Annotated in this window: 21 protein-coding genes and 2 pseudogenes; 11 read left to right on the top strand and 12 right to left on the bottom strand. The window is 72.8% G+C overall.

The window, feature by feature from the left end; translation table 11 throughout:
* The first annotated feature begins 31 nt into the window (after nucleotides 1-31).
* The gene (locus ACH4G3_RS40065) at nucleotides 32-646 is read left to right on the top strand and encodes a DNA polymerase ligase N-terminal domain-containing protein (protein WP_397629083.1); all 615 of its coding nucleotides are present in this window, start codon (nucleotides 32-34) and stop codon (nucleotides 644-646) included.
* Nucleotides 647-651: 5 nt separating this feature from the next.
* Complete coding sequence (ligD, locus tag ACH4G3_RS40060) at nucleotides 652-1,683, top strand: non-homologous end-joining DNA ligase (RefSeq protein ID WP_397629082.1); 1,032 nt, start codon at nucleotides 652-654, stop codon at nucleotides 1,681-1,683.
* Between the two features lie 9 nt (nucleotides 1,684-1,692).
* Here the strand turns inward: ligD and ACH4G3_RS40055 are convergent, their stop codons facing one another.
* The 4 genes and pseudogenes from ACH4G3_RS40055 to ACH4G3_RS40040 form a co-directional block, all read right to left on the bottom strand.
* On the bottom strand, nucleotides 1,693-4,035 hold the full coding sequence (locus ACH4G3_RS40055) for a SpoIIE family protein phosphatase (protein WP_397629081.1): 2,343 nt from the start codon (nucleotides 4,033-4,035) through the stop codon (nucleotides 1,693-1,695).
* Between the two features lie 61 nt (nucleotides 4,036-4,096).
* The gene (locus ACH4G3_RS40050; RefSeq protein ID WP_397629080.1) at nucleotides 4,097-4,564 is read right to left on the bottom strand and encodes a peroxiredoxin; all 468 of its coding nucleotides are present in this window, start codon (nucleotides 4,562-4,564) and stop codon (nucleotides 4,097-4,099) included.
* On the bottom strand, nucleotides 4,561-4,941 hold the full coding sequence (locus ACH4G3_RS40045) for a DoxX family protein (RefSeq protein WP_397629079.1): 381 nt from the start codon (nucleotides 4,939-4,941) through the stop codon (nucleotides 4,561-4,563). Before ACH4G3_RS40045 ends, ACH4G3_RS40050 begins: the two co-directional genes overlap by 4 nt.
* 75 nt (nucleotides 4,942-5,016) lie before the next feature.
* Nucleotides 5,017-5,764: pseudogene (locus ACH4G3_RS40040) on the bottom strand (AraC family transcriptional regulator).
* A gap of 90 nt (nucleotides 5,765-5,854) precedes the next feature.
* Here ACH4G3_RS40040 and ACH4G3_RS40035 point away from each other — a divergent pair.
* On the top strand, nucleotides 5,855-7,012 hold the full coding sequence (locus ACH4G3_RS40035; protein ID WP_397629272.1) for an MFS transporter: 1,158 nt from the start codon (nucleotides 5,855-5,857) through the stop codon (nucleotides 7,010-7,012).
* 10 nt (nucleotides 7,013-7,022) lie between these two features.
* Here ACH4G3_RS40035 and ACH4G3_RS40030 read toward each other — a convergent pair whose 3' ends face one another.
* On the bottom strand, nucleotides 7,023-7,538 hold the full coding sequence (locus ACH4G3_RS40030; protein ID WP_397629078.1) for a MarR family winged helix-turn-helix transcriptional regulator: 516 nt from the start codon (nucleotides 7,536-7,538) through the stop codon (nucleotides 7,023-7,025).
* A gap of 221 nt (nucleotides 7,539-7,759) precedes the next feature.
* On the opposite strand from ACH4G3_RS40030, the gene ACH4G3_RS40025 reads away from it, so the two are divergent.
* From ACH4G3_RS40025 to hemC, 4 genes are all read left to right on the top strand, one after another.
* On the top strand, nucleotides 7,760-8,740 hold the full coding sequence (locus ACH4G3_RS40025; RefSeq protein WP_397629271.1) for an ATP-dependent DNA ligase: 981 nt from the start codon (nucleotides 7,760-7,762) through the stop codon (nucleotides 8,738-8,740).
* 139 nt (nucleotides 8,741-8,879) lie between these two features.
* Entirely contained in the window at nucleotides 8,880-9,653 is a 774-nt protein-coding gene (locus ACH4G3_RS40020) for an NPP1 family protein (protein ID WP_397629077.1), read from the top strand.
* Between the two features lie 101 nt (nucleotides 9,654-9,754).
* Nucleotides 9,755-10,777, top strand: a complete 1,023-nt coding sequence (locus ACH4G3_RS40015; RefSeq protein WP_397629076.1) for a questin oxidase family protein — start codon at nucleotides 9,755-9,757, stop codon at nucleotides 10,775-10,777.
* 68 nt (nucleotides 10,778-10,845) lie between these two features.
* Nucleotides 10,846-11,781: a hydroxymethylbilane synthase gene (gene hemC / locus ACH4G3_RS40010; RefSeq protein WP_397629075.1), complete on the top strand. Its 936-nt coding sequence runs from the start codon at nucleotides 10,846-10,848 to the stop codon at nucleotides 11,779-11,781.
* 24 nt (nucleotides 11,782-11,805) lie between these two features.
* Here the strand turns inward: hemC and ACH4G3_RS40005 are convergent, their stop codons facing one another.
* The 4 genes and pseudogenes from ACH4G3_RS40005 to ACH4G3_RS39990 all read right to left on the bottom strand — a co-directional run bounded on the left by ACH4G3_RS40005 (nucleotide 11,806) and on the right by ACH4G3_RS39990 (nucleotide 14,339).
* A complete protein-coding gene (locus ACH4G3_RS40005; protein WP_397629074.1) occupies nucleotides 11,806-12,327 on the bottom strand; it encodes a hypothetical protein in 522 nt (173 codons plus the stop codon).
* 178 nt (nucleotides 12,328-12,505) lie between these two features.
* Nucleotides 12,506-13,070 (bottom strand): annotated as a pseudogene (locus tag ACH4G3_RS40000) (ABC transporter permease); the annotation flags it as partial.
* Nucleotides 13,030-13,887, bottom strand: a complete 858-nt coding sequence (locus ACH4G3_RS39995) for an ABC transporter ATP-binding protein (protein ID WP_397629073.1) — start codon at nucleotides 13,885-13,887, stop codon at nucleotides 13,030-13,032. The pseudogene ACH4G3_RS40000 and the gene ACH4G3_RS39995, both read right to left, overlap by 41 nt.
* A complete protein-coding gene (locus tag ACH4G3_RS39990) occupies nucleotides 13,884-14,339 on the bottom strand; it encodes a MarR family winged helix-turn-helix transcriptional regulator (protein WP_397629072.1) in 456 nt (151 codons plus the stop codon). The genes ACH4G3_RS39995 and ACH4G3_RS39990 overlap by 4 nt, the downstream gene beginning before the upstream one ends.
* Nucleotides 14,340-14,617: 278 nt before the next feature.
* Between ACH4G3_RS39990 and ACH4G3_RS39985 the strand changes: the two genes are divergently transcribed.
* Complete coding sequence (locus tag ACH4G3_RS39985) at nucleotides 14,618-15,409, top strand: RNA polymerase sigma factor SigF (RefSeq protein WP_354749318.1); 792 nt, start codon at nucleotides 14,618-14,620, stop codon at nucleotides 15,407-15,409.
* A 30-nt stretch (nucleotides 15,410-15,439) separates the two neighbouring features.
* On the opposite strand, the gene ACH4G3_RS39980 is transcribed toward ACH4G3_RS39985, so the two are convergent.
* The gene (locus ACH4G3_RS39980; RefSeq protein WP_174523400.1) at nucleotides 15,440-15,760 is read right to left on the bottom strand and encodes an ANTAR domain-containing protein; all 321 of its coding nucleotides are present in this window, start codon (nucleotides 15,758-15,760) and stop codon (nucleotides 15,440-15,442) included.
* 252 nt (nucleotides 15,761-16,012) lie between these two features.
* Between ACH4G3_RS39980 and ACH4G3_RS39975 the strand changes: the two genes are divergently transcribed.
* Entirely contained in the window at nucleotides 16,013-16,816 is an 804-nt protein-coding gene (locus tag ACH4G3_RS39975) for a VOC family protein (protein WP_243377937.1), read from the top strand.
* Between the two features lie 39 nt (nucleotides 16,817-16,855).
* Here the strand turns inward: ACH4G3_RS39975 and glgX are convergent, their stop codons facing one another.
* Together glgX and ACH4G3_RS39965 are read right to left on the bottom strand one after the other, a co-directional pair.
* Entirely contained in the window at nucleotides 16,856-19,003 is a 2,148-nt protein-coding gene (gene glgX, locus ACH4G3_RS39970) for a glycogen debranching protein GlgX (protein WP_397629071.1), read from the bottom strand.
* Nucleotides 19,000-19,512 (bottom strand): hypothetical protein, encoded by a 513-nt coding sequence (locus tag ACH4G3_RS39965; RefSeq protein ID WP_020269863.1) that lies wholly within the window; start codon nucleotides 19,510-19,512, stop codon nucleotides 19,000-19,002. Before ACH4G3_RS39965 ends, glgX begins: the two co-directional genes overlap by 4 nt.
* A gap of 364 nt (nucleotides 19,513-19,876) precedes the next feature.
* On the opposite strand from ACH4G3_RS39965, the gene ACH4G3_RS39960 reads away from it, so the two are divergent.
* Together ACH4G3_RS39960 and ACH4G3_RS39955 are read left to right on the top strand one after the other, a co-directional pair.
* A complete protein-coding gene (locus ACH4G3_RS39960; protein ID WP_397629070.1) occupies nucleotides 19,877-20,254 on the top strand; it encodes a DUF5133 domain-containing protein in 378 nt (125 codons plus the stop codon).
* 73 nt (nucleotides 20,255-20,327) lie between these two features.
* A partial coding sequence (locus ACH4G3_RS39955) for a maltotransferase domain-containing protein (protein ID WP_397629069.1) occupies nucleotides 20,328-20,950 on the top strand: 623 nt, incomplete at its 3' end.

Here is a 20,950-nt window from a genome sequence, read left to right as displayed (position 1 = left end):
CCGGGGCCCGCGAGGCAGGAAGGAGCCGCAGGTGGCTGAGCGGGACCGGCTGCGGGACTACCGCGGCAAGCGCGACTTCGACCGGACCGGCGAGCCCCGGGGCAGCGGGGAGTCCGCCGGGGACCGGCCCCGGTTCGTGGTGCAGATCCACGACGCGAGCACGATGCACTTCGACTTCCGGCTGCAGGTGGACGACGTCCTGAAGTCCTGGTCGATCCCCAAGGGCCCCTCGGCCGACCCGAAGGACAAGCCGCTGGCCGTGCCCACGGAGGACCATCCGCTGGAGTACGAGGAGTTCGAGGGCGTGATCCCCCGTGGCGAGTACGGCGGCGGCACGGTGATCGTCTGGGACCACGGCACCTACGAGCCGCTGAGCCACGACCGCAGGGGACGGCCGGTGGACTTCGCCGAGTCGCTGGAGCGCGGGCACGCCACGTTCCGGCTGAGCGGGGCGAAACTGCGCGGCGAGTACGCCCTGACCCGGTTCCGCGGCGACGGCAGCGGTGACGGCGAGGAGGCCTGGCTGCTGGTGAAGCGGGCCGGGGGCCGGGCCCGTACGCACGGGGCTCCCGATCCGCGCCGGGCGCGTTCGGCCGTGTCCGGGCGGACCCTCGCCCAGGTCGCCTCGGACGCGACCGGGGAGTGACGGCGGTGTCCGGCCTCCTCGACACCCTGCCCGAGGGGCAGCGGCGGCTGCTCGGCGCGGCCCGTCCCGGAGCGGCACTGGCGGCGCGCCCGATGCTCGCCACGCTGAGCGACCGGCGGGACTTCTCGGACGCCGACGAGGAGTGGGTGTTCGAGCGGAAGCTGGACGGCATCCGGGTGCTGGCGGTCCGGGACGGGGAGCGGGTGACGCTGCTGTCGCGGTCGGGCCGCCGGCTGAACGACACCTACCCGGAGATCGTGGACGCGCTCGCCGCACAGTCGTGCGCGGATTTCGTCCTCGACGGGGAGATCGTCGCGTTCTCGGGCGGGCGTACGGACTTCTCCCGGCTCCAGCAGCGCATGGGCCTGACCCGGCGTCAGGACGTGGCGGCGAGCGGGGTGGCCGTGACGTACTACGTGTTCGACCTGCTCCGGCTGGACGGGGCCGACACCAGGGACCTGCCGCTGCGGGCCCGCAAGTCGCTGCTGCGCCGGGCTGTGGCGTACCGCTCCCCGCTCCGGCTGACGCCGCACCGCAACGCGGGCGGCGCCGAGTTGCTGGCGGACGTGTGCGCCCGGGGCTGGGAGGGCCTGATCGCCAAGCGCGCCGACGGTGTCTACCAGCCGCGCAGGTCGTCGGAGTGGCTGAAGCTGAAGTGCTCCCAGGGGCAGGAGTTCGTCGTCGGGGGTTTCACCGAACCGGCCGGGAGCCGGGTGGGGCTCGGCGCGCTGCTCCTCGGCCACTACGAGGGCGGGCGGCTGCGGTACGCGGGCAAGGTCGGCACGGGTTTCGGCCGGCGCACGCTGCTGGACCTGCGTGAGCGGCTCGACGGGATGCGCGAGTCCGGTTCGCCGTTCGACGGGCCGGTGCGGGAGGCGGGCGCGCGCTGGGTGCGGCCGGAGCTGGTGGCCCAGATCGCGTTCGCCGAGTGGACCCGGGACGGCATGCTGCGCCACCCCCGCTACCTGGGGCTTCGGGACGACAAGAAGCCACGGGACGTGGTGCGGGAACGCCCGTCGGGGCACGCCGCCGCGTGAACGGTCGGGTCAGAACAGCGGCGTGAGCGACTGTTCGCACCAGATCGTCTTGCCCCGGGTGGTCTGCCTGCTGCCCCAGCGCTGGGTGAGCTGGGCGACCAGCAGCAGTCCGCGGCCGCCCTCGTCGTCCTGGTGGGCCCGCCGCAGGTGCGGGGAGGTCGAACTGCCGTCGGACACCTCACAGATGAGGGTCTGGTCGCGGATGAGACGGAGCTGGATGGGCGCGGCGCCGTACCGGATGGCGTTGGTGACCAGTTCGCTGACGACGAGTTCGGTGACGAAGGCCGTCTCGTCCAGCCCCCACGCGGTGAGCTGCTCGGTGGCGGCCTGGCGGGTGGCGGCCACCTGCGCGGGGTCGGGTGTCACGTCCCAGGTGGCGACCTGGTCCGCGCCCAGCGCCCGGGTACGGGCCAGCAGCAGGGCGACGTCGTCGCCGGGCTCCTCCGGCAGTACGGCCTTCAGCACGGTGTCGCACAGGGCGTCGAGCGAGTCGGCGGGCACGGTCAGGGCGCGGCACAGCTCGTCGGTGGCGTGGTCGACGTCGCGGTCCCGGTCCTCGATGAGGCCGTCGGTGTAGAGGGCGACGACGGAGCCCTCGGGCAGCTGGAGCTCCGTCGCCTCGAACGGCAGCCCCCCGACGCCCAGTGGGGGCCCGGCGCTCATGGGGATCAGCCGCGCGGATCCGTCGGGCAGTACCAGGGCGGGGGCGGGGTGCCCGGCGGCGGCCAGGTTCAGCCGGCGCGTGACGGGGTCGTAGACGGCGTACAGGCAGGTCGCGCCGAGTTCGGCGACCTCGTCGCCGTCCTCGTCCGACGCGAGATGGGTGACCAGGTCGTCCAGGTGGGTGAGGAGTTCGTCGGGTGGCAGGTCGACGTCGGCGAGGGTCCGTACGGCCGTGACCAGGCGGCCCATCGTCGCCGTGGAGGGGATGCCGTGGCCCACGACGTCGCCGACGACGAGCGCGACCCGGCTGCCGGACAGCGGGATCACGTCGAACCAGTCGCCGCCGATGCCGGCCGCCGAGCCGGAGGGCAGATAGCGGTGGGCGACCTGGACGGCGGCCTGGCCGGGCAGTCCTCTCGGCAGCAGGCTGTGCTGGAGCGCCAGCGCGGTGGTGCGTTCGCGGGCGAAGCGGCGGGCGTTGTCGACGCAGACCGCGGCACGGCTGGCGAGTTCCTCGGCGAACACGGCGTCGTCGGCGGCGTAGTCGTCCGGCTTTCGGATGCGCACGGCGACCGCGACGCCGAGGGTGGTGCCGCGGGCCCGGAGCGGCACCGCCATCATCGAGTGGGCGCCCTGGCGGTAGGGGCTGCCATGCGGGGCGCGTGTGTTGCGCTCGGCGACCCACCGCATGAAGGACGGCTCCCCCGCCTGGCTGACGATCGCCCGGCCCTCCAGCATCGCCCGCGCGATGGGGGAGAACGCGGGGTAGGCGTCCACTTCTCCCAGGTGGACGGCGGCTTCCGGGGTGCCCTCCGTGACGGAGCCGTGGGCGACGCGGCGCAGCACGATCTCGTGGGTGGGCACGGTCGGCGACTCCTCCGCGCCGAGGACCCAGTCGAACAGGTCCACGCTCGCGAAGTCGGCGAACCGGGGCACCACGATCCCGATCAGCTCCTCGGCCGTGCGCACCACGTCCAGGGTGGTGCCGATGGCCGCCGCGGCCTCGTTGAGCAGGGCCAGCCGCTCTCGCGCCCAGTACTGCTCGGTGCTGTCGAACGCGGCCAGGGCGGTGCCCAGGAGCTCGCCGGAGTGGTCGCGGACCGGCCACATCTCGGTGACCCAGGCGTGCTCCCGGTTCAGGGCCGGGGCGCCCGTGTAGCTCTCGTAGCGGAGCGGGCGGCCGGTCTCGACGACGTGGCGCAGGTGCCAGTTGAAGCCCTGGCTGTGCTCGGCCTCCTCGACGGTCTCCGGGAAGTGCCGCCCCAGCAGGGTCTCCTCGGGCACGCCCATCACATGGCAGGCGGCGTCGTTGAGCCGTAGATAGCGCTGGTCGGTGTCGAACACGGACATCGACATGGACGCCTGCTGGAAGGCCTTTCCGGCCAGGGACGTCTCGGCGCTGCCGGGCGGCTCGGCGGTGATCACGTAGCCGTTCGGTGCCCCGTCCGGGCCGGTCACGGCGCATGCTCGGACACGGAGCCCGATCAGATAGCCGTCGTGGTGCCGCACCATGACGGTGCCCGACCGCGCGGACACCGCCTCGGCCGGCACGTCCTCGGCGAGCAGCTCCCGTACGGACCGGCCCACGGCCTCCTCGGCCGGGTAGCCGGTCAGCCGCCGGGCACCCTCGCTCCACCCCGTCACGGTGCCGCGGGCGTTGATGATCGCAGCAGCGGAGGCGTCCTCCATATCGTCCAGGATTATCCCTTTGCCGCCCTGTATCAACCGCGACGGAGCATTCGTGACAGTGTCAGCTCCGGTGAGCGCGCAGGGCGGCGAGGGCCCGGTCGGCGTGCGCGTTCATGCGCAGTTCGCTGCGTACGACGTCGAGGACGGTGTGGTCCTGCGCTATGACGAAGGTGGTGCGCTTCGTGGGCGCCAGGGAGAAGCCGCGTTTCACGCCGAACCGCTCACGGACCGTGCCGTCGGTGTCGGACAGCAGGGGCATGCCGAGGGCGTGCTGTCCGGCGAACTCCTGCTGGCGCTCGACGGTGTCCCCGCTGATGCCGACGGGGCGTGCGCCGACGGCGGCGAACTCGGCGGCGAGGTCGCGGAAGTGGCAGGCCTGTGCGGTGCAGCCGGGGGTCAGGGCGGCCGGGTAGAAGAAGAGCACGACCGGTCCCTCGGCGAGCAGCCCGGACAGGCTGCGGACGGTGCCGGTCTCGTCGGGAAGGGCGAAGTCCTCGACCGTGTCCCCGGTCTCCACGCGCGCGGTCACGACCGGCCCTGCGCGTTCCGTGCGACGCCGCGGGCCCAGAGCACGAGGGGCACCTGCAGAGGCAGGCGGCCGAAGGCCGCGGCCTTCTGCGGCGCGGGGCGGTGGCGCCAGTCCGCCGCCATCTTCACGTTGGCGGGGAACACCCCGACGAAGAAGGCCGCCGCGGCCAGCGCGGCCGCCTTGCGGGTACGCGGCAGCGCCAGGCCGGCGGCCAGCGCGAGCTCGGCGGCTCCGCTGGCGTGGGTCCAGGTCCTGGGCTTGCCCGGCAGACCGCTCGGGATGGTCGCGTCGAACGGGCGTGGGGCGGCGAAGTGGGCGACCCCCGCGGCGGCCAGCAGGCCGGCGAGCAGCAGGGGCGAGCGTTCGGACCGGGACACGGTTCCTCCTCTGATGACCTGCCGCGCGATATTACTGGACGGTAAAGGGGTGCCCGCAGCCGGGGTTTCGACGGGTCAGCCGCGTCGGTTGTGCGCGCCCGGCGTGCAGCCGAACGCACGGCGGAAGACGTCGATGAAGGCGCTGGCCGAGGACCAGCCGCAGCGGTGGGCGACGGTCGTGACGGGCAGGCCGTCGGCCAGCATCCGCAGGGCGTGGTAGAGCCGTGACTGGGGTCCGCCACTGCGGGAACGTCATGCCGAACTCGCTGCGGAAGAGCCGGCTGACGGTGCGCTCCCCCACACCGGTCGCGGCGCCGAGGGCGGCGAGGGTGCGCGCGTCGGCCGGGTCGGCGTGCACGAGCGCGCAGACGGCGGCCAGGCGCGGGTCGGCGGGCGTGGGCAGGCGCAGCGGCTGCTGCGGCGAGAGGCGCAGCTGGTCGCACAGGACGGCACACAGCCGGTGCCGCTCGGGGCTGTCGTCACCGGGGTCGCAGGTGTAGGCGAGGATCAGCTCGCGCAGCAGCGGGCCGACGGCGAGGACGGCCGGGTGGTCCAGGCCCAGCGGGTTGTCGCCTGTGGGCAGGCCGACCAGGTGCAGGTCGAGCCGGCCGTGGGCGCGGTGGGCGTGCACGGTGCCGGCCGGGACCCAGATGGCGCGGGTGCCGGGCGCGAACCAGGTGCCGGCGTCGGTGGTGACGGCGACGACGCCGGAGCCCGCGTAGACGATCTGGTGGTCGTCGTGCCGGTGCGCGTCGATGCGGTCGCCCGCGGTCAGCCGCTGCGCGCGGGTCGGGGCCGTCGGGGTGTGGCGGATGTTCGGCACAGTCCGGCAGATTATCGGAAGCGGGCCAGGCGTCCCGGCGGCGACGATCTCCGGGTGACCGCTTCCCGCCGCAACCGGCCTGTCGCTCTGATGTCCCTGGGACACGCCTGCGTGGACGTGTACCAGGGCGCCGTGGCCGCTCTGGTGCCGTACTTCGTCACCGAGCGCGCCTACTCCTACGCCGCCGCCTCCGGCGTCGTACTGGCCGCCTCCCTGCTGTCGTCTCTGGTGCAGCCGCTGTTCGGGGTGCTCACCGACCGGTGGGCGATGCCGTGGCTGCTGCCGCTCAGCGCCCTGACGGCCGGGGCGGGCGTCGCCCTGAGCGGGGTGACCGGCTCCTACGCGTCGACCCTGGCGGTCGTCGCCGTGTCAGGGGCGGGGGTGGCCGCCTACCACCCGGAGGCCGCCCGGGTGGCGCGGGCCGTCGCGCAGGGCCGCCACACGGCGATGGGTTGGTTCTCCTTCGGCGGCAACGCCGGTTTCGCCCTGGCACCCCTGCTGGTCCTCGCCGTGATGGCGACGGGCGGCTTGCGCGCCTCTCCCCTCCTGGCGGTGCCCGCGGTGGCGGGAGCGGCACTGTGCGCGGCGGCGGTGCGCGCGACCGCGTCCGGTGCGGCGCGGGCGGGTGCGCCCGTCACCACGGGCCGGGACGACTGGCCGGCCTTTCTGCGGCTGTCCGGGGCCGTGGTCTGCCGCTCGGTCGTGTTCGTCGGTCTGAGCGCGTTCGTCCCGCTGTACGTGCGGGAGCGGACCGGTGGCGGGGAGGTCGCCGGTACGGCGGCGCTGTTCGTGCTCTACGCCGGTGGCGCGGTGGGCACGCTGGCAGGGGGGCGGCTGGCCGAGCGGTACGGGCGGCTGACGGTGGTGCGCCGGTCGTACGCCCTGACGGTGCTCGCCGTGGCCGGCCTGGTCCTGGCGCCGGGGCCGCTGGTGTACCTGTTCGTCGCGTTGGCGTCGGCGGGCCTGTACGTGCCGTTCTCGCTGCACATCACCCTGGGCCAGGACTGCCTGCCCCGGCGGGTGGGCACCGCGAGCGGGGTCACGCTCGGTCTGACGGTGAGCGTCAGGGGCCTCGCCGCGCCCCTGCTCGGGGCGCTGGCCGACGCGACGTCCCTGCGGACGGCGCTGCTGCCGCTCATCGCCCTGCCCGCGGTGGGCCGGCTGCTGCTGTGCCGGCTGCGCGAGCCCGCACCGCCCGGCCCCGCGGTCGCCGAGCGGGCGGATCCGCGCGACCCGGCCACACGGTGACCTGCGGGCGTCAGGCCCGGCCCACCGGGGCGGACCGGCCCTCGGGCTCCTCGTCGACGGCGTGGGCGAGGAAGTCGTCGACCATGCGGTGGAAGAGCGTGGCGAGCTGGCGAAGCTCCTCGGGCGACCAGTCGGACAGGGCCATCTGCATGCCGCGGACCCCGGCCTCGCGGACCTTGGCGATGGCCTGCAGGCCGGCGTCGGTGAGCTCGATGCGCTGGGCGCGGCGGTCGTCGGGGTCGGGGACGCGGGTGACGTAGCCGGACTTCTGCAACTGCTGCACCGTGCGCGTGACGTGCGAGGCCTCCACTCCCAGCCGGGCGGCGAGTTCTCCCGGCCGCAGCGGCTCGGAGTCGGCGACCTGCCGCAGCAGCGCGACGGCGGCACGGTCGAGCGGCACGCCCGCCAGGGCCATCAGCCGGTCGTGCTGGCGGGCGCGCGTGCTCAGGTACGTGATACGGGTGAGCGCACGCTCGATCTCGATCACTTCCGGGGAGGGGGTGTCGGGGAGCGGTGGTGTGGACATGTGAGCCACTTTACCAGCTCGTTGCCTAACTCAAGTAATTCACGATGGTGCGGACACCACGCCAGGGCTCGGCGTCGGCGTGGCCCAGCCAGTGACCGAAGCAGCGGCGCGCCGCCCGGCGCGAACCAGGGGCCCTGAGGACGGCGCCGGTATCGACGCCGTTCAGGGGAAAGACCCGGAAAACGGGCGTGACCCGGCGCGGGGCCGTCCACAACTCACCCGTGGACCTGCCGCTGATCCCGCCCATGCTCGCCACGCCCGGCACCCTGCCGCCCCCCGCGCAGGACGCGCGCTGGGCCTATGAGACCAAGCAGGACGGCCAGCGCGTGGTGGTCTATCTCCCCGGGGACGGCAGCGTGCTGCTGCGCGCCCGCTCCGGGGAGGACATCACGGCCGCGTATCCCGAACTGCGGCCCCTGGGCACCGCCTTGGGCCCCGTGCCGGCCGTGCTGGACGGGGAGATCCTGGCCCTGGACGAACAGGGCCGGGCGAGCTTCCAGTTGCTGCAGTCCCGCATGGGGCTGGCGCACGCGCCCGCGAGGGCGGCCCGGCGGGCGGCGGAGGTGCCGGTCCATCTCGTGCTGTTCGACCTGATGCATCTGGGGGACCGGTCGCTGATCCGGCTGCCCTACGCACGACGCCGCGCTGCGCTGGGGGACCTCGGCCTCGCCGGGCCCTCCTGGTCGACCCCGGCCGCGATCGTCGGCCACGGCGCCGAGGCCCTGGCCGCCACGCGGGAGCACGGCATGGAGGGCCTGGTCTGCAAACGGCTGGACTCGGTGTACGAGCCGGGGGTGCGCTCCCGGGCCTGGATCAAGATCCGCAACATGCGCACCGAGGACGTCCTGGTCGGCGGCTGGCAGCCCGGCAAGGGACGGCTCACCGGCCTGCCCGGCGCGGTGCTGGTGGGGCAGCGTGCGGCGGGGCGGCTGCGCTACGTCGGGAGCGTGGGCACCGGCTGGAGCGAAGCCGAACGGACCGAACTCGCCGGGCTGCTACGGGCCGCCGCGACCGACGTCTGCCCCTTCGACCCCGCCCCGCGGGCTCCGGGCGCGCACTGGGTCGTACCCCGGCTGGTCGGCGAGGTGCGCTACAGCACCCGCACCCGGGAGGGCCTGCTGCGGCAACCGTCCTGGCTGCGGCTCCGGCCGGATCTCGCGCCCGAGGAGGCCGCGGCCGACATCCCGGACGACATGGTCTGAAACGGGGCCGCGACTCTGGCTGTTGGGCTGCGATTCACCCCTGGGATCACACCTTCCTCTTGGCATGGACGCGTTCAGCCTGGAAGCTGAACCTCCCTTTCCCCCACAGCCGTTGGGCTGCGCCCAAGAGGAGGACGCAGTGTCGTCACGCCCGTTCGCACCCCGCAGGAGATGGCTCACCGGACTGGCCGGTGCCGCCGCCCTCGTCCTCGCCTTCCCCGCCACGGCCTCCGCCGCCCCGCCGCGGGCACTGCCCGCCAACGCCGAGTCGCTGGAGCAGACGTTCCAGCCCGCCTACGACTACGACACCGACGGCTGCTACTCCACGCCCGCCATCGGCGCGGACGGCACCGTCAACGGCGGTCTCAACCCGACCGGCGCCCTCAACGGCGACTGCCGCGACGCCTCGGACCTGGACAACACCAACGGCTACTCGCGCTCCAAGTGCAACAACGGCTGGTGCGCCATCCTGTACGCCCTCTACTTCGAGAAGGACCAGGCGGTGGCCGGCAGCGGCATCGGCGGCCACCGGCACGACTTCGAGCACGTCGCGGTGTTCGTGCAGGACAACCAGGTCAAGTACGTCTCGGCGTCCGCCCACGGCTCGTTCAGCGTGCACGCGGCGTCGCAGGTCCGCTTCGACGGCACGCACCCGAAGATCGTCTACCACAAGGACGGGGCGAGCACCCACTGCTTCCGTCTCGCGAACTCGAACGACGAGCCGCCGGAGAACCACAAGGGCACCTGGCAGTACCCCCCGCTGGTCGGCTGGAACGGCTACCCGGCCGGGGTGCGCGACAAGCTGACGTCCTACAACTTCGGCAGCGCCAACTTCGGCCTCAAGGACGCCAATTTCGCCAACCACCTCGCGTCGGCCAAGCCCTCCGGCATCGCGTTCGACCCCTACGCCTGATCGCGCCCGGCCCGGCCGGGGGGCCTAGGTCCCCCGGCCGGGTCCGGCTTCCGCCCCGCGTCCGATCCGCCGGCGCGGGGCGGCCGCCTAGCGTCCCGTTCATGGACGCACACGACACGACAGGGACACTCGAGGAAGCCCTCGAACGGCTCCACGCCTCGGGGCCGGAGCGGCTCGGCCGGCTCACCAACCACGCCCCCATGGTCGTGGAGGCGCTGGCCGCGCACGGGCGGGCGGACGCCGTGCACCGCTGGCTGGACCTGTACCGGCCCAAGCTGGAGGACTTCCCCACCCCCGTGGCACCGGTGACCGACGCCAACTGGCGTGAGGCGCTGGGAGATCCACGCCGGGCCGCCGACTGGATCAAGTATTTCGACAACGCCCTGGCGGAACGACCCTGGCGGGACGTCCTCGCGGCCTGGTGGCCACGGCTGCTGCCGGGGCTGTACGGCGGCTCCACGCACCCGGTGATCCGCGTCGGCCACGCCGTACGGGCGCTGGGAGCCGGCGAGAGCGCGCCGCGGCTCGCCGAACTCGCCCACGGGCTGGGCTACTGGGCGGCCCGGCACCGTCCCGTGTCCCGCATCGCCGTACTGCCCGCCGCGCCGAGTGCGGCGCGGTCCCTGGACGCCGTGCCGCCGATCGCCGACCCCCGAGGCGGTTTTCCCGACCGGCTGGCGGCCGTACGGCGACTGCCGCTGTGGGCGGGCGACGTGACCGACCCGGACACGGCACGGGCACGCCTGACCGAACTGGTCCGGGCCGCGACCCACCGGTACGCCACCCACGGCCACGGCGAGGAGACCATGCTGGTGCACGCGGCGACGGCACCCAACGCCGTGCTGCGCACCCTCGGTTCCCTGCCGCGCGAGCTGTGGGCACCGAGCCTGCACGCGGCGTGGACCGCGTCCGCGGCGGTCACCGCCATGTACGCCCACGCCGAGCCCCTCACCCACGCTCCCGCGCCCGGCCGCACCGCCGAGGAGGTGCTGGAACGGGCCCTCGCCCACGGCGACGAACACGTCATCAAGCTCGCCGACACCGCCCTCGGCGTGGGCGACGAGCGGGCCCTGGCCGCGGCCCTGCGCGCGGTCGAACTGAGCGAGCCCCTCGTCCCGAACTGACGTACGCCGAAGGGCGGTCGGGGGAGGTATGGCACGGACGTACCCCCGGGAGGGTCTATCGTGGCGGCATGTCCGTCCCCGAACTGATCCGCATCGTCTCCCGCGACTCCCCCATGGCGCTCGCCCAGGTGGAGCGAGTCCGGACGGAGCTGTCCGCCGCCCATCCCGGAGTGCGCACCGAGGTCGTACCGGTGAAGACCACCGGTGACAAGTGGATGGGCGACCTGTCCAAGGTCGAGGGCAAGGGCGCGTTCACCAAGGAGGTCGACGCGGCACTGCTGGCCGGTGAGGCCGACCTCGCCGTGCACTGCGTGAAGGACGTGCCCGCCGACCGGCCGCTCCCCGCGGGGACGGTGTTCGCCGCGTTCCTCAAGCGGGACGACGTCCGGGACGCCCTGATCCACCCGGGCGGGCTCACCCTGGACGAGCTGCCGGCCGGGACGCGGATCGGCACCTCGTCGGTGCGCCGGGTCGCCCAACTGGCCGCAACCCACCCGCATCTGGAGTGCGTGCCGTTCCGGGGCAACGCCAACCGGCGCCTGGCCAAGCTGGCAGCCGGAGAGGCCGACGCCCTCCTGCTCGCGGTCTCCGGCCTGGAGCGCATCGGCCGCGAGGACGTGATCAGCGAGATCCTCTCCACCGAGACGATGATGCCGCCCATCGGCGCGGGCGTACTGGCGCTCCAGTGCCGTGAGGACGACGCCGACCTGATCGACGCGGTGAGCGGTCTCGGCGACCCGGACACCCACCGGGAGACCACCGCCGAGCGCATGTTCCTGCATGTGCTCCAGGGGCACTGCAACAGCCCGATCGCCGGGTTCGCGCAGGTCGACCGCAGTGGCGAACTGTCCCTGCGGGCCTGTGTGTTCACCCCGGACGGCAAGACCCGGCTGAACGCCCACGAGTGGGCGGGCCGGCTCGACCCGGCCACGCTCGGGACCTCGGTCGCCGTGGCCCTGCTGCGCCAGGGTGCCCGCGAGATCATCGACGGCATCCCGCACTGACCGGCGGGACGCGCTGACACCGGATCAGGCGGTGCCTTCCCCCGCCTGGTCCTGGAGGAAGACGCTCACCTGGTGGGCCAGGCTGTCACGGAGCGCGCCCTGCTGCGCCCCGGCGGGCCCCTCGTGCGCGCCGATACCGCCCGACCACAGCCGGCGGTCGGCCCACTCCTCCTCGACGCGCAGCTGGACCTGGACGTCCACGAGACCCAGGGACGCCTCGGCGCCGGCCCCGTACAGCACGGCGGTGGCCCGGCGCAGCGGGTAGACGTCGAAGCCCTCGATGAACTGCGAGTTGCGCCAGTCGAGGAAGGCACTCTCCCCGTCCGGGCCGATCCGCACGTCGATCTGGCCGTCCTCGAGGTGGATGCCGAGGTGCCGGCTGCCGCGGTTCTCGACGGTCACGCGGAGGCTGAAGTACGTCAGCCCGTCGGCGGCGTCGTCACGGCCGCGGGGCGGCTCGGCCAGCTCCAGACGGTGGACGCGGACGCGCAGACCGGCATGCTCGTCGTACTCCTGCCAGTCCCCGACCACGTTCGGCTCGTACACGCTGCACCTCTCGACCTCTGGAAGCTGCTTCCTATCTGTGGGCCGAGCGCACTGTCAAATGAGCGGAATGCGCTGTGGCCTGGCAGTTCATCCCTTTTGATCGGTGATCAAGCCGTGCCCAGCGGTTATCCGGAAACAAGCGGAGAAAGCGCTTGCCGCCGCGTGCCGCACATCACTTTCCCGGGTGAAGATCAACGGGCCGGACGGCCCAGCAGGGCCGAGGCCGCGGTGACACCACGAAGAACAGCGGCATGGTGATCGCCTGCCCGAAACCCATGAGGCGGTCGCGGCTGAGGACGATGCCGGCGATGATCATCGACAGGCAGGAGAAGAAGGCCGAGCCGGGGACGACGATCGCGGCTACGGCGAGCAGCTTGAGCGGGTTCCAGGTCAGTGCCACGCCGAGCAGGGCGGCGATGAGAAGGACCACGACCGCCTGGACGAGCGATTTGACTCCCGCCGCGAAGGCCTTGCCGGTGATCAGCGCGGAGCGCGGAGTCGGCGTGACGAGGAGCGGTCTGGCCGAAGATCAGCAGCCAGAGGGCCGGCTGGACCGCCCAGGTGTAGAGCTCGGTGCGGTCGTGGCGCAGCTTCTGCAGTTCCACCACGCACATCGCACCGACGCGGGCGGGCAGCAGCAGCCAGCCGGCGCGGGGCTGCGGGGGCTTGAGCAGCAGGTCCGTGCCCTGGCCGGGAGCAGGGTCAGCCGACGCGGCGGGCGGTGCGGCGGGTGCTTCGGACATCGCGGAATTCTCCTGCCTCGTCGTCGAGACCACTGCCTGCCACGTCGCGGAAGACGTCCTCCAGCGTGGGCAGCGTGTCCGTGGCCGCGCCCGCGGCGCGGCGGCGGGCGCCGAGCCCTTCCCTGAGCTCGGCCGGGGTGCCGAGGGCCCGGATCCGGCCGCGGTGCATCAGGGCGACCCGGTCGCAGTACTGGTCGGCCTCGTCCATGTAGTGGGTGGTCACGAGCACGGTCATGCCGGTGGCCGCGCGGACCGCTTCGATGTGGTCCCACACGCCGGTGCGGGCGATCGGGTCCAGGCCGATCGTGGGCTCGTCGAGAATCAGCAGCCGCGGGGCGCTGACCAGGGCCTGGGCGAGTTCGAGCCGTCGGACCATGCCGCCGGAATAGGTGGCGGCGAGCCGGTCGGCGGCGTCGGCGAGGCCGACGGCGGCCAGGGCCCGGGCGACGCGCTCGGCGCGTTCCCGGCGGGGCACGTCGAAGACCCGGGCGAACAGGGCGACGTTCTCCCGCCCGGTGAGACCGGCGTCCGCCGAGAGTTGCTGCGGTACGTATCCGAGCAGCCGGCGTACGGCCATGCGGTCGCCGGCGGCGTCGTGGCCGAAGACACGGACCGTGCCGGCCGGCACCGGCAGCAGGGTGGTGAGGCAGCGGATGGCCGTGGTCTTGCCGGCGCCGTTGGGGCCGAGCAGTCCGAAGACCTCGCCCTGCCGGACCGTGAGATCGAGTCCGCCCACGGCCCGGGTCTCGCCGAAGCCGTGGACGAGCCCGGTGCAGGCGACGGCCTCGGCCTGTGGTCGTCCGGTGTCCCGCGTCATGACTCGCCGGCCTCCTCGTGCAGGGCGTCGGCCAGCTTGCGCAGGGCCGGGATCGCGGCGTGCAGGGCATCGCAGTCCGCCTCGTCGAGCCGCGACACATGGCGTCGCACGAGATCGGCGCGGCGGCGGCGCCACTCGCGCAGCCGGGCCCCGGCGGCCGGCGTGGGCAGCAGCCGGGCGGCCCGCCGGTCGGCCGGGTCGGTCTCACGGACCAGACAGCCCGCCCGCGCCAGCTTGTTGACCAGGGTCGACACGGAATTGGCCGCCAACCCGAGGTCCTTCGCCGCGTCGGAGATGCCGATGCCGGGCCGCGTCACGACCAGGCGCAACAGCTCCGCCTCGGCGCCACGCAGGCGGGGGTCGGGCATCTCGCGGCGCAGGCGCCGCCGGATCAGCCGCTGGACCCCGACGAGCGCGTCGGCCAGCTCTTCGGGGAAGGTCTCCGGCTCCATGCGGCGAGATCAGCTCTGTGACAGAGGTAATCGGGCCAAGGCGGAGTCAAGGGATGTACTCGAGACGGCAGCGGCTCCCGGAAAAGCCCATGCTCACGAATGGGCGTATTGTCGGAATTGTTTCGTGGTCTCCCCGCCCGGGAAAGGGCGATGAAGTGCTTCGGACCGGAGGCACGTCCGTGGGAGCCGCCCGGGCCCCGGGTGCCCCTCCGTGAGGTCCGAGTCCGTGCTTCCTACGGTGTCCGACCCTTCGGCACCTGCTCAGGGAGGTGCGCACCATGCGTATCGCCGGCAGCACCAGAACGCACCCCCACGACGACGCCCCCGACACCGCCGCTGCGTTCGCACGTCTCGCGCGGCTGCCCGAGGGGCCCGAGCGAAAGGCCCTGCGCGACGAGCTGGTCGAGGCCTGGCTGCCCATGGCCGAGCGCATCGCCGTCCGCTTCCGGGGCCGGGGCGAGGCCCTGGAGGACCTCTACCAGGTGGCGGCCCTCGGTCTCGTCAAGGCCGTCGACCACTACGACCCGGCGCGCGGCAACGCCTTCGAGGCCTACGCCGTGCCGACGGTCACCGGCGAGATCAAACGCCACTTCCGCGACCACATGTGGACGCTGCACGTCCCCCGCCGGGTCCAGGACCTGCGCAACCGGGTGCGGCACGCCGCCAAGGAGCTGTCGCAGACCACCCCCGGCCGCTCCCCGACGGTCGCCGAGATCGCCGAGTACGCCCACCTCACCGAGGGTGAGGTGCGCACCGGCATGGAGGCCCTGGAGTGTTTCTCCGCCCTGTCGCTGGAGGCTGAGATGCCCGGCACGGACGGCTACGCCCTCGGGGACGCGATCGGCGGGCCGGACCCGGCCTTCGACACGGTCGTCAACCGCGTGGCCGTCAAGCCCTGTCTGGAGGCGCTGCCGGAGCGCGAGCGGATCATCCTCTACCTGCGGTTCTTCAAGGGCATGACGCAGAGCCGCATCGCGGAGCAGCTCGGCATCTCGCAGATGCACGTCTCGAGGCTGCTCAGCAGCTGCTTCGCCCATCTGCGCGAGGAGCTGCTCACCGAGGTCAGGTGACCGGACCCCCCATCGGCGCCGCCGGGCGGATCACTGCTCCGGTGGCGCTTCGGGGATCTGGGTCGGTCCGGCGCGGTCGAGGGCGTCCTCCAGCTCGGCCCGTATCTCCCGGGGCATCACACCGGTGCGTCCCCAGACGAGGATCAGTTCCGCGACGTTGCGCAGTTTGATGTTGGTGTGCTGGGAGACCTCCTTCAGCACGGCCCAGCCCTGGTCGGGAGAGATCCGGCCGAGCACGACGACCATCCCGATCGCCTGGTCCACGACCGCGTGGGAGACGACCGCCTCCTTCAGTTGCCGGACTTCTTCCTGCAACTCGAAGATCCGCTCCGAGCCCCCGTCCGTGGGCATGGTCACCTCCGGGTCCGGTGCGCCGCTGTCCCCATGACCTCGTGGGGTGCTTGAGTGCCTTGACGCAGTGTCCGACGCCTCCATCGTCGTCACTCGGCCCGCCCGGTGCCACCGGGGCGGTCCAGGCCGGTTCACCCCGCCGTTTTGCTGCCGTCGCCGGGGTACTCGGCAGGCGCCCACGGGGGTTCCGGTTGGACACTGGTGTCATTCCTCCGGTGGCTGCCAGGCCGACGAGATCAGGACGCGACTGCCATGAACCACGACATGCCCACCCCCTCCGGCACCAAGGACGTCGTCTCTTCACACTCCGTGTTCGGCGCACCGTGCTGGGTGAGTCTGACCAGCAGGGACGTCAAGGCGACCGAGGAGTTCTACGGGGCCGTGCTGGGCTGGCAATGGCGGCCGGCCAAGCTCGGCGACCGGTTCCGGATCGCGCTGGCGGACGGCTCGCCGGTGGCCGGGATCGCGGGCGTGGCCGCCATGTGGCAGATGGCGGTCGCGTGGACGCCGTACTTCGCCGTGCGGAGCGCGGACGACGCGGTGGCGCGGGTGCAGGAACGCATGGGCACGGTCGCGGTCGGACCGATCTCCCTGCCGCCGGGCCGGGCGGCGCTGCTGGCCGACCGGGACGGGGCGACCTTCGGGATCTGGGAGGGCGACCTGTTCACCGACTGGGAGACCTGGCGCAACGCGCAGCCTGCCTTCATCACGCTGCACACCCGGGACGCCTTCGACGCCGCCATCTTCTACGGCGAGGTCCTCGACTGGGCGTCGGAGAGCCCCGGCTGCTGCGAGGTCCACTACGAGGGCGGGGAGGTCGTGCTGCGCAGCCGCGGTGACGTGGTGGCGCGCATCGAGTCGGGGGCGCTGGAGGCCGCCCCCGACCCGACGATCCGGCCGCACTGGCAGGTCCACTTCAGCGTCGACGACGTCGAGGCCTGCACCCGGGCCGCGGAACTGCACGGCGGCAGCGTGCTGTCCAAGGGCAGCGACGAGGCCGTGCTGCGCGATCACGACGGCGCGCAGTTCACGGTGACGGCGCGCCGGGGCCGCTGACGTCACGAGTCCCCTGCTCTGCTGGTCGTCGTCAGCCAGTCACCTGATCCTGGTGCGGGAAGGCCGCGACAGCAGGACCAGGCTGCGTGCTTCGACCGTCAGGGCCGTGCCCGCCTTGTGCTCCGCCTCGTCGGGCGTGCCCTCCGGGGCGGCGGTGTCGATCAGGGCCGTCCAGCGTTCGCCGTAGGCGGCGTCGGGGAGGCGGAAGCCGACCGGCTCCCAGTGGCTGTTGAACAGCAGGAGGAACGAGTCGTCGACGACGGGGCGGCCTCGCGGGTCGGGTTCGGCGATGGCGTCGCCGTTGAGGAAGACCCCGACGGAGTGCGCGTCGCCGCGCTGCCAGTCGTCGTCGGTCATCTCCTGGGCGTCCGGCGCCAGCCACACCAGGTCGGGCAGCGGCTGGTCCGCGCGGGTCATGGTCTCGCCGAGGAAGAAGCGGCGCCGGCGCAGCACGGGGTGCCCGGTGCGCAGCCGGATGACGTACCGGGTGAACTCCAGCAGGTCGCGCTGCTCCTCGGTGAGCCGCCAGTCGATCCAGGAGATCTCGTTGTCCTGGCAGTAGGCGTTGTTGTTGCCGCGCTGGGTGCGCCCGAGCTCGTCGCCGTGGCAGAGCATCGGGATGCCCTGGGAGAGCAGCAGCGTGGTGAGGAAGTTGCGCTGCTGGCGGGTGCGCAGCTCCAGCACGGCCGGGTCGCGGGTGGCCCCCTCGGCGCCGCAGTTCCAGGACCGGTTGGCGCTCTCGCCGTCCTGGTTGTCCTCGCCGTTGGCCTCGTTGTGCTTGTCGTTGTAGGAGACGAGGTCGCGCAGGGTGAACCCGTCGTGCGCGGTGACGAAGTTGACGCTGGCGCGGGGCCGGCGCCGGCTGTGCTGGTACAGGTCGGAGGAGCCGGTCAGCCGGGAGGCGAACTCGCCGAGCGTGTGGTCCTCACCGCGCCAGAAGTCCCGCACCGCGTCGCGGTACATGCCGTTCCACTCCGACCACAGCGGCGGGAAGTTGCCCACCTGGTAGCCGCCCTCGCCGACGTCCCACGGCTCCGCGATCAGCTTGACGCGGCTGATCACCGGGTCCTGCTGGATCAGGTCGAAGAACGCCGACAGCCGGTCCACCTCGTGGAACTGCCGGGCCAGGGTGGCCGCGAGGTCGAAGCGGAAGCCGTCGACATGCATCTCGGTGACCCAGTACCGCAGCGAGTCCATGATCAGCTGGAGTACGTAGGGGTGGCGCATCAGCAGGCTGTTGCCGGTGCCGGTGGTGTCGTAGTAATGCTCCCAGTCGCCGTCGACCAGGCGGTAGTACGAGGAGTTGTCGATGCCCCGGAAGGACAGGGTGGGGCCCTTCTCGTTGCCCTCGGCGGTGTGGTTGTAGACCACGTCGAGGATCACCTCGAGCCCGGCCGCGTGCAGGGTCTTCACCATCTGCTTGAACTCGGCGACCTGCTGGCCGCGGGTGCCGTGGGCGGCGTAGCCGTTGTGCGGTGCGAAGAAGCCGATCGTGTTGTAGCCCCAGTAGTTGGCCAGACCGCGGTCGTGCAGCACACCGTCGTGGACGAACTGGTGCACCGGCATCAGTTCCACCGCCGTGACGCCGAGCGAGGTGAGGTGTCCGACGGCCGCGGGGTGGGCGAGCCCGGCGTAGGTGCCGCGGAGTTCGGCGGGCACCTCGGGGTGGGTGCGGGTCAGGCCCTTGACGTGCGCCTCGTAGATCACCGTGTCGGCGTAGGGCCGGCAGGGCCGGGTGTCGTCGCCCCAGTCGAAGGCCGGGTCGGTCACCACACCGAGCATGGTGTGCCCGGCGCTGTCGGCCGGGTCGGGGCCGTCCGGGTTCCGTTCGTAGAGCGAGGGGTGGTTGTCGATCTGCCCGTCGACCGCGCGTGCGTAGGGGTCGAGGAGCAGCTTCGCCGGGTTGCAGCGGTGGCCGGCGGCCGGGGCCCACGGCCCGTGCACGCGGTAGCCGTAGCGCCGGCCGGGGCCGACACCGGGGAGGTAGCCGTGCCAGACGAAGCCGTCGACCTCGGTCAGCGGCACGTCGGTGTGGGTGCCGTCGTCGTCGACGAGGACGAGCTCCACGCGTTCGGCCACCTCGCTGAAGAGCGCGAAGTTGGTGCCCTCCCCGTCGTACTCCGCACCCAGCGGGTAGGGGCGTCCGCTCCAGGCGGACACCCCTTTCCGGGTCTGCCGCCGGGTCACCGGGCGTCCTCCAGGACCTCTTCCGGTGTACTGGCCGGGCCGGCCAGCTGCGCGACGCGCACCTCGCGGGGCACGTCGAGGCCCTCGCTCAGGTGCGGAGCGGGCGCGGTCGGCACCAGCGGGACACGTTCGCCGGCCCGGGCGCGCTGCGAGAACCAGATGACCTTGCTACCGGTCTCGGTGGCGCAGCAGCCCCAGCCGTCGCTCATCGCCGCGAGGTGCTCCAGGCAGCCACGCAGCTCCTGGTCCGGGCGCAGAGCACGGTCGTTGTCCCCGATGGCGGTGATCAGGTGCTGGCCGTTCCACCACATCTCGATCGACGTGTTCTTGTCCGTGGCGTGCTCGTCGATGGCCTTGAGCAGCATCTCGGCACCGCCGCAGACGGGCTGGATCAGGTTGTCCAGGTCCCAGAACCTCAGGTGAGCGGCCAGAATGCGGCTGACCTGTCCCACCCGTTCCGGGCTGACTTCCACGTCGAGGTGGTAGTAGCAGGGCACTGCGGTCTTCATCGGTCGGCTCCTCACCGCGAAGCTCAGCTCCTCCTCGCTCCCGCGGTCCTGCGGGACGAGCCCCGAACACGGAACGTGAGCGCTTATCGCTTCTGAGTCACCCTCAGCCTGAGGGTGCTAGCCCGTTCGTGCAACACGAGCGCACAGTTGAGGCCTTTCGGTGCCCAAGTGAGCAAGCCTTGACGCACCTGGGCGACTCGACCGAGCCGTCATTGATTGAAGATCCAACAAGACGCTGCGTCGTCACCCGTGCACCATGTGTGAAGAACTCGATCGCCGTTACGGGTCCGTGCCGCTGTGCGCACGGCCGCCGTCCGACCGTCGGGAGACCGTGCCCCTCGAAGCCCGAAAGGTGATCGGCGCCATGCTGCTACCCGCCAAAGCCGAAGTCGCCCGGCAGTTGCGGCGTTACCGGGCCTGGGAACGCGCGATGCTCGCGGCACCGAACGACCGCACCGTGCGGACGACGTTCGAGGACTCCGGCTACACGCTCTGTGTGCTGATGGGCAAGCGCTGCGCGCGGGAGGCGGCGGACGCGGCCGAGCGGTATCTGCGCACGAACCAGGTCGCCCCGGTGCAGGAACAGAACCAGGTCACCCGTCTGCAGGAACCGAACCAGGTCACCCGTCTGCAGGAACAGCAGGTCACCTGTCTGCAGGAACCGAACGAACGGCCCCGTCCGGCCACCGCGGTCCGGCGAAGACCGCCGGCGGCGGAGCGGCGCTCCCCCGCGGGACGGTAGCCGCCTTCCCGCACATCCTGTCCCCTGAACCGGGCCCATGGCCCGGCTTTCGAGCACGGTGGAGGTGAGGACCATGAGCAGGACCCGGGCCATCGGCCGGATCCCGGTACGGGACGTCCGCCCGGCCGTGGAGGGCGGCAACCGACCGGCCAAGGCGGTCGTGGGCGAGACGTTCGAGGTCACCGCCACCGTGTTCCGGGAGGGGCACGACGCGGTCGCCGCCAATGTCGTCCTGAAGGATCCCGAGGGCCGCCCCGGCCCGTGGACGCCGATGCGCGAGCTGGCCCCGGGCAGCGACCGCTGGGGCGCCGAGGTCACCGCGGACGCCGTCGGCCGCTGGACGTACCGGGTGGAGGCCTGGAGCGACCCGGTGGCCACCTGGCGCCACACGGCGGGCATCAAGGTGCCGGCCGGCATCGACCCCGGGCTGGTCCTCGAAGAGGGCGCCGATCTCCACGAGCGGGCGGCGGCCGGCGTTCCCAGGGAAGCCGGCCGCGGCGTGCTGCTCGACGCCGCGGAGGCGCTGCGCGACGACTCGCTGCCTCCGGCGGCGCGGCTGGCTGCGGCGCTGACGCCGGAGGTGGACGAGGTCCTGGCCCGTCATCCGCTGCGGGACCTGGTCACGACCTCGGAGCCGCTGCCCCTGCTCGTGGAGCGGGAACGGGCCCTGTACGGCTCCTGGTACGAGTTCTTCCC

This window comes from Streptomyces afghaniensis, from assembly GCF_044327915.1.
GTDB classification, from domain to species: domain Bacteria; phylum Actinomycetota; class Actinomycetes; order Streptomycetales; family Streptomycetaceae; genus Streptomyces; species Streptomyces afghaniensis.
Note: the sequence above shows the minus strand (reverse complement) of the source record. Positions and strands in the feature narration are given on the sequence as shown.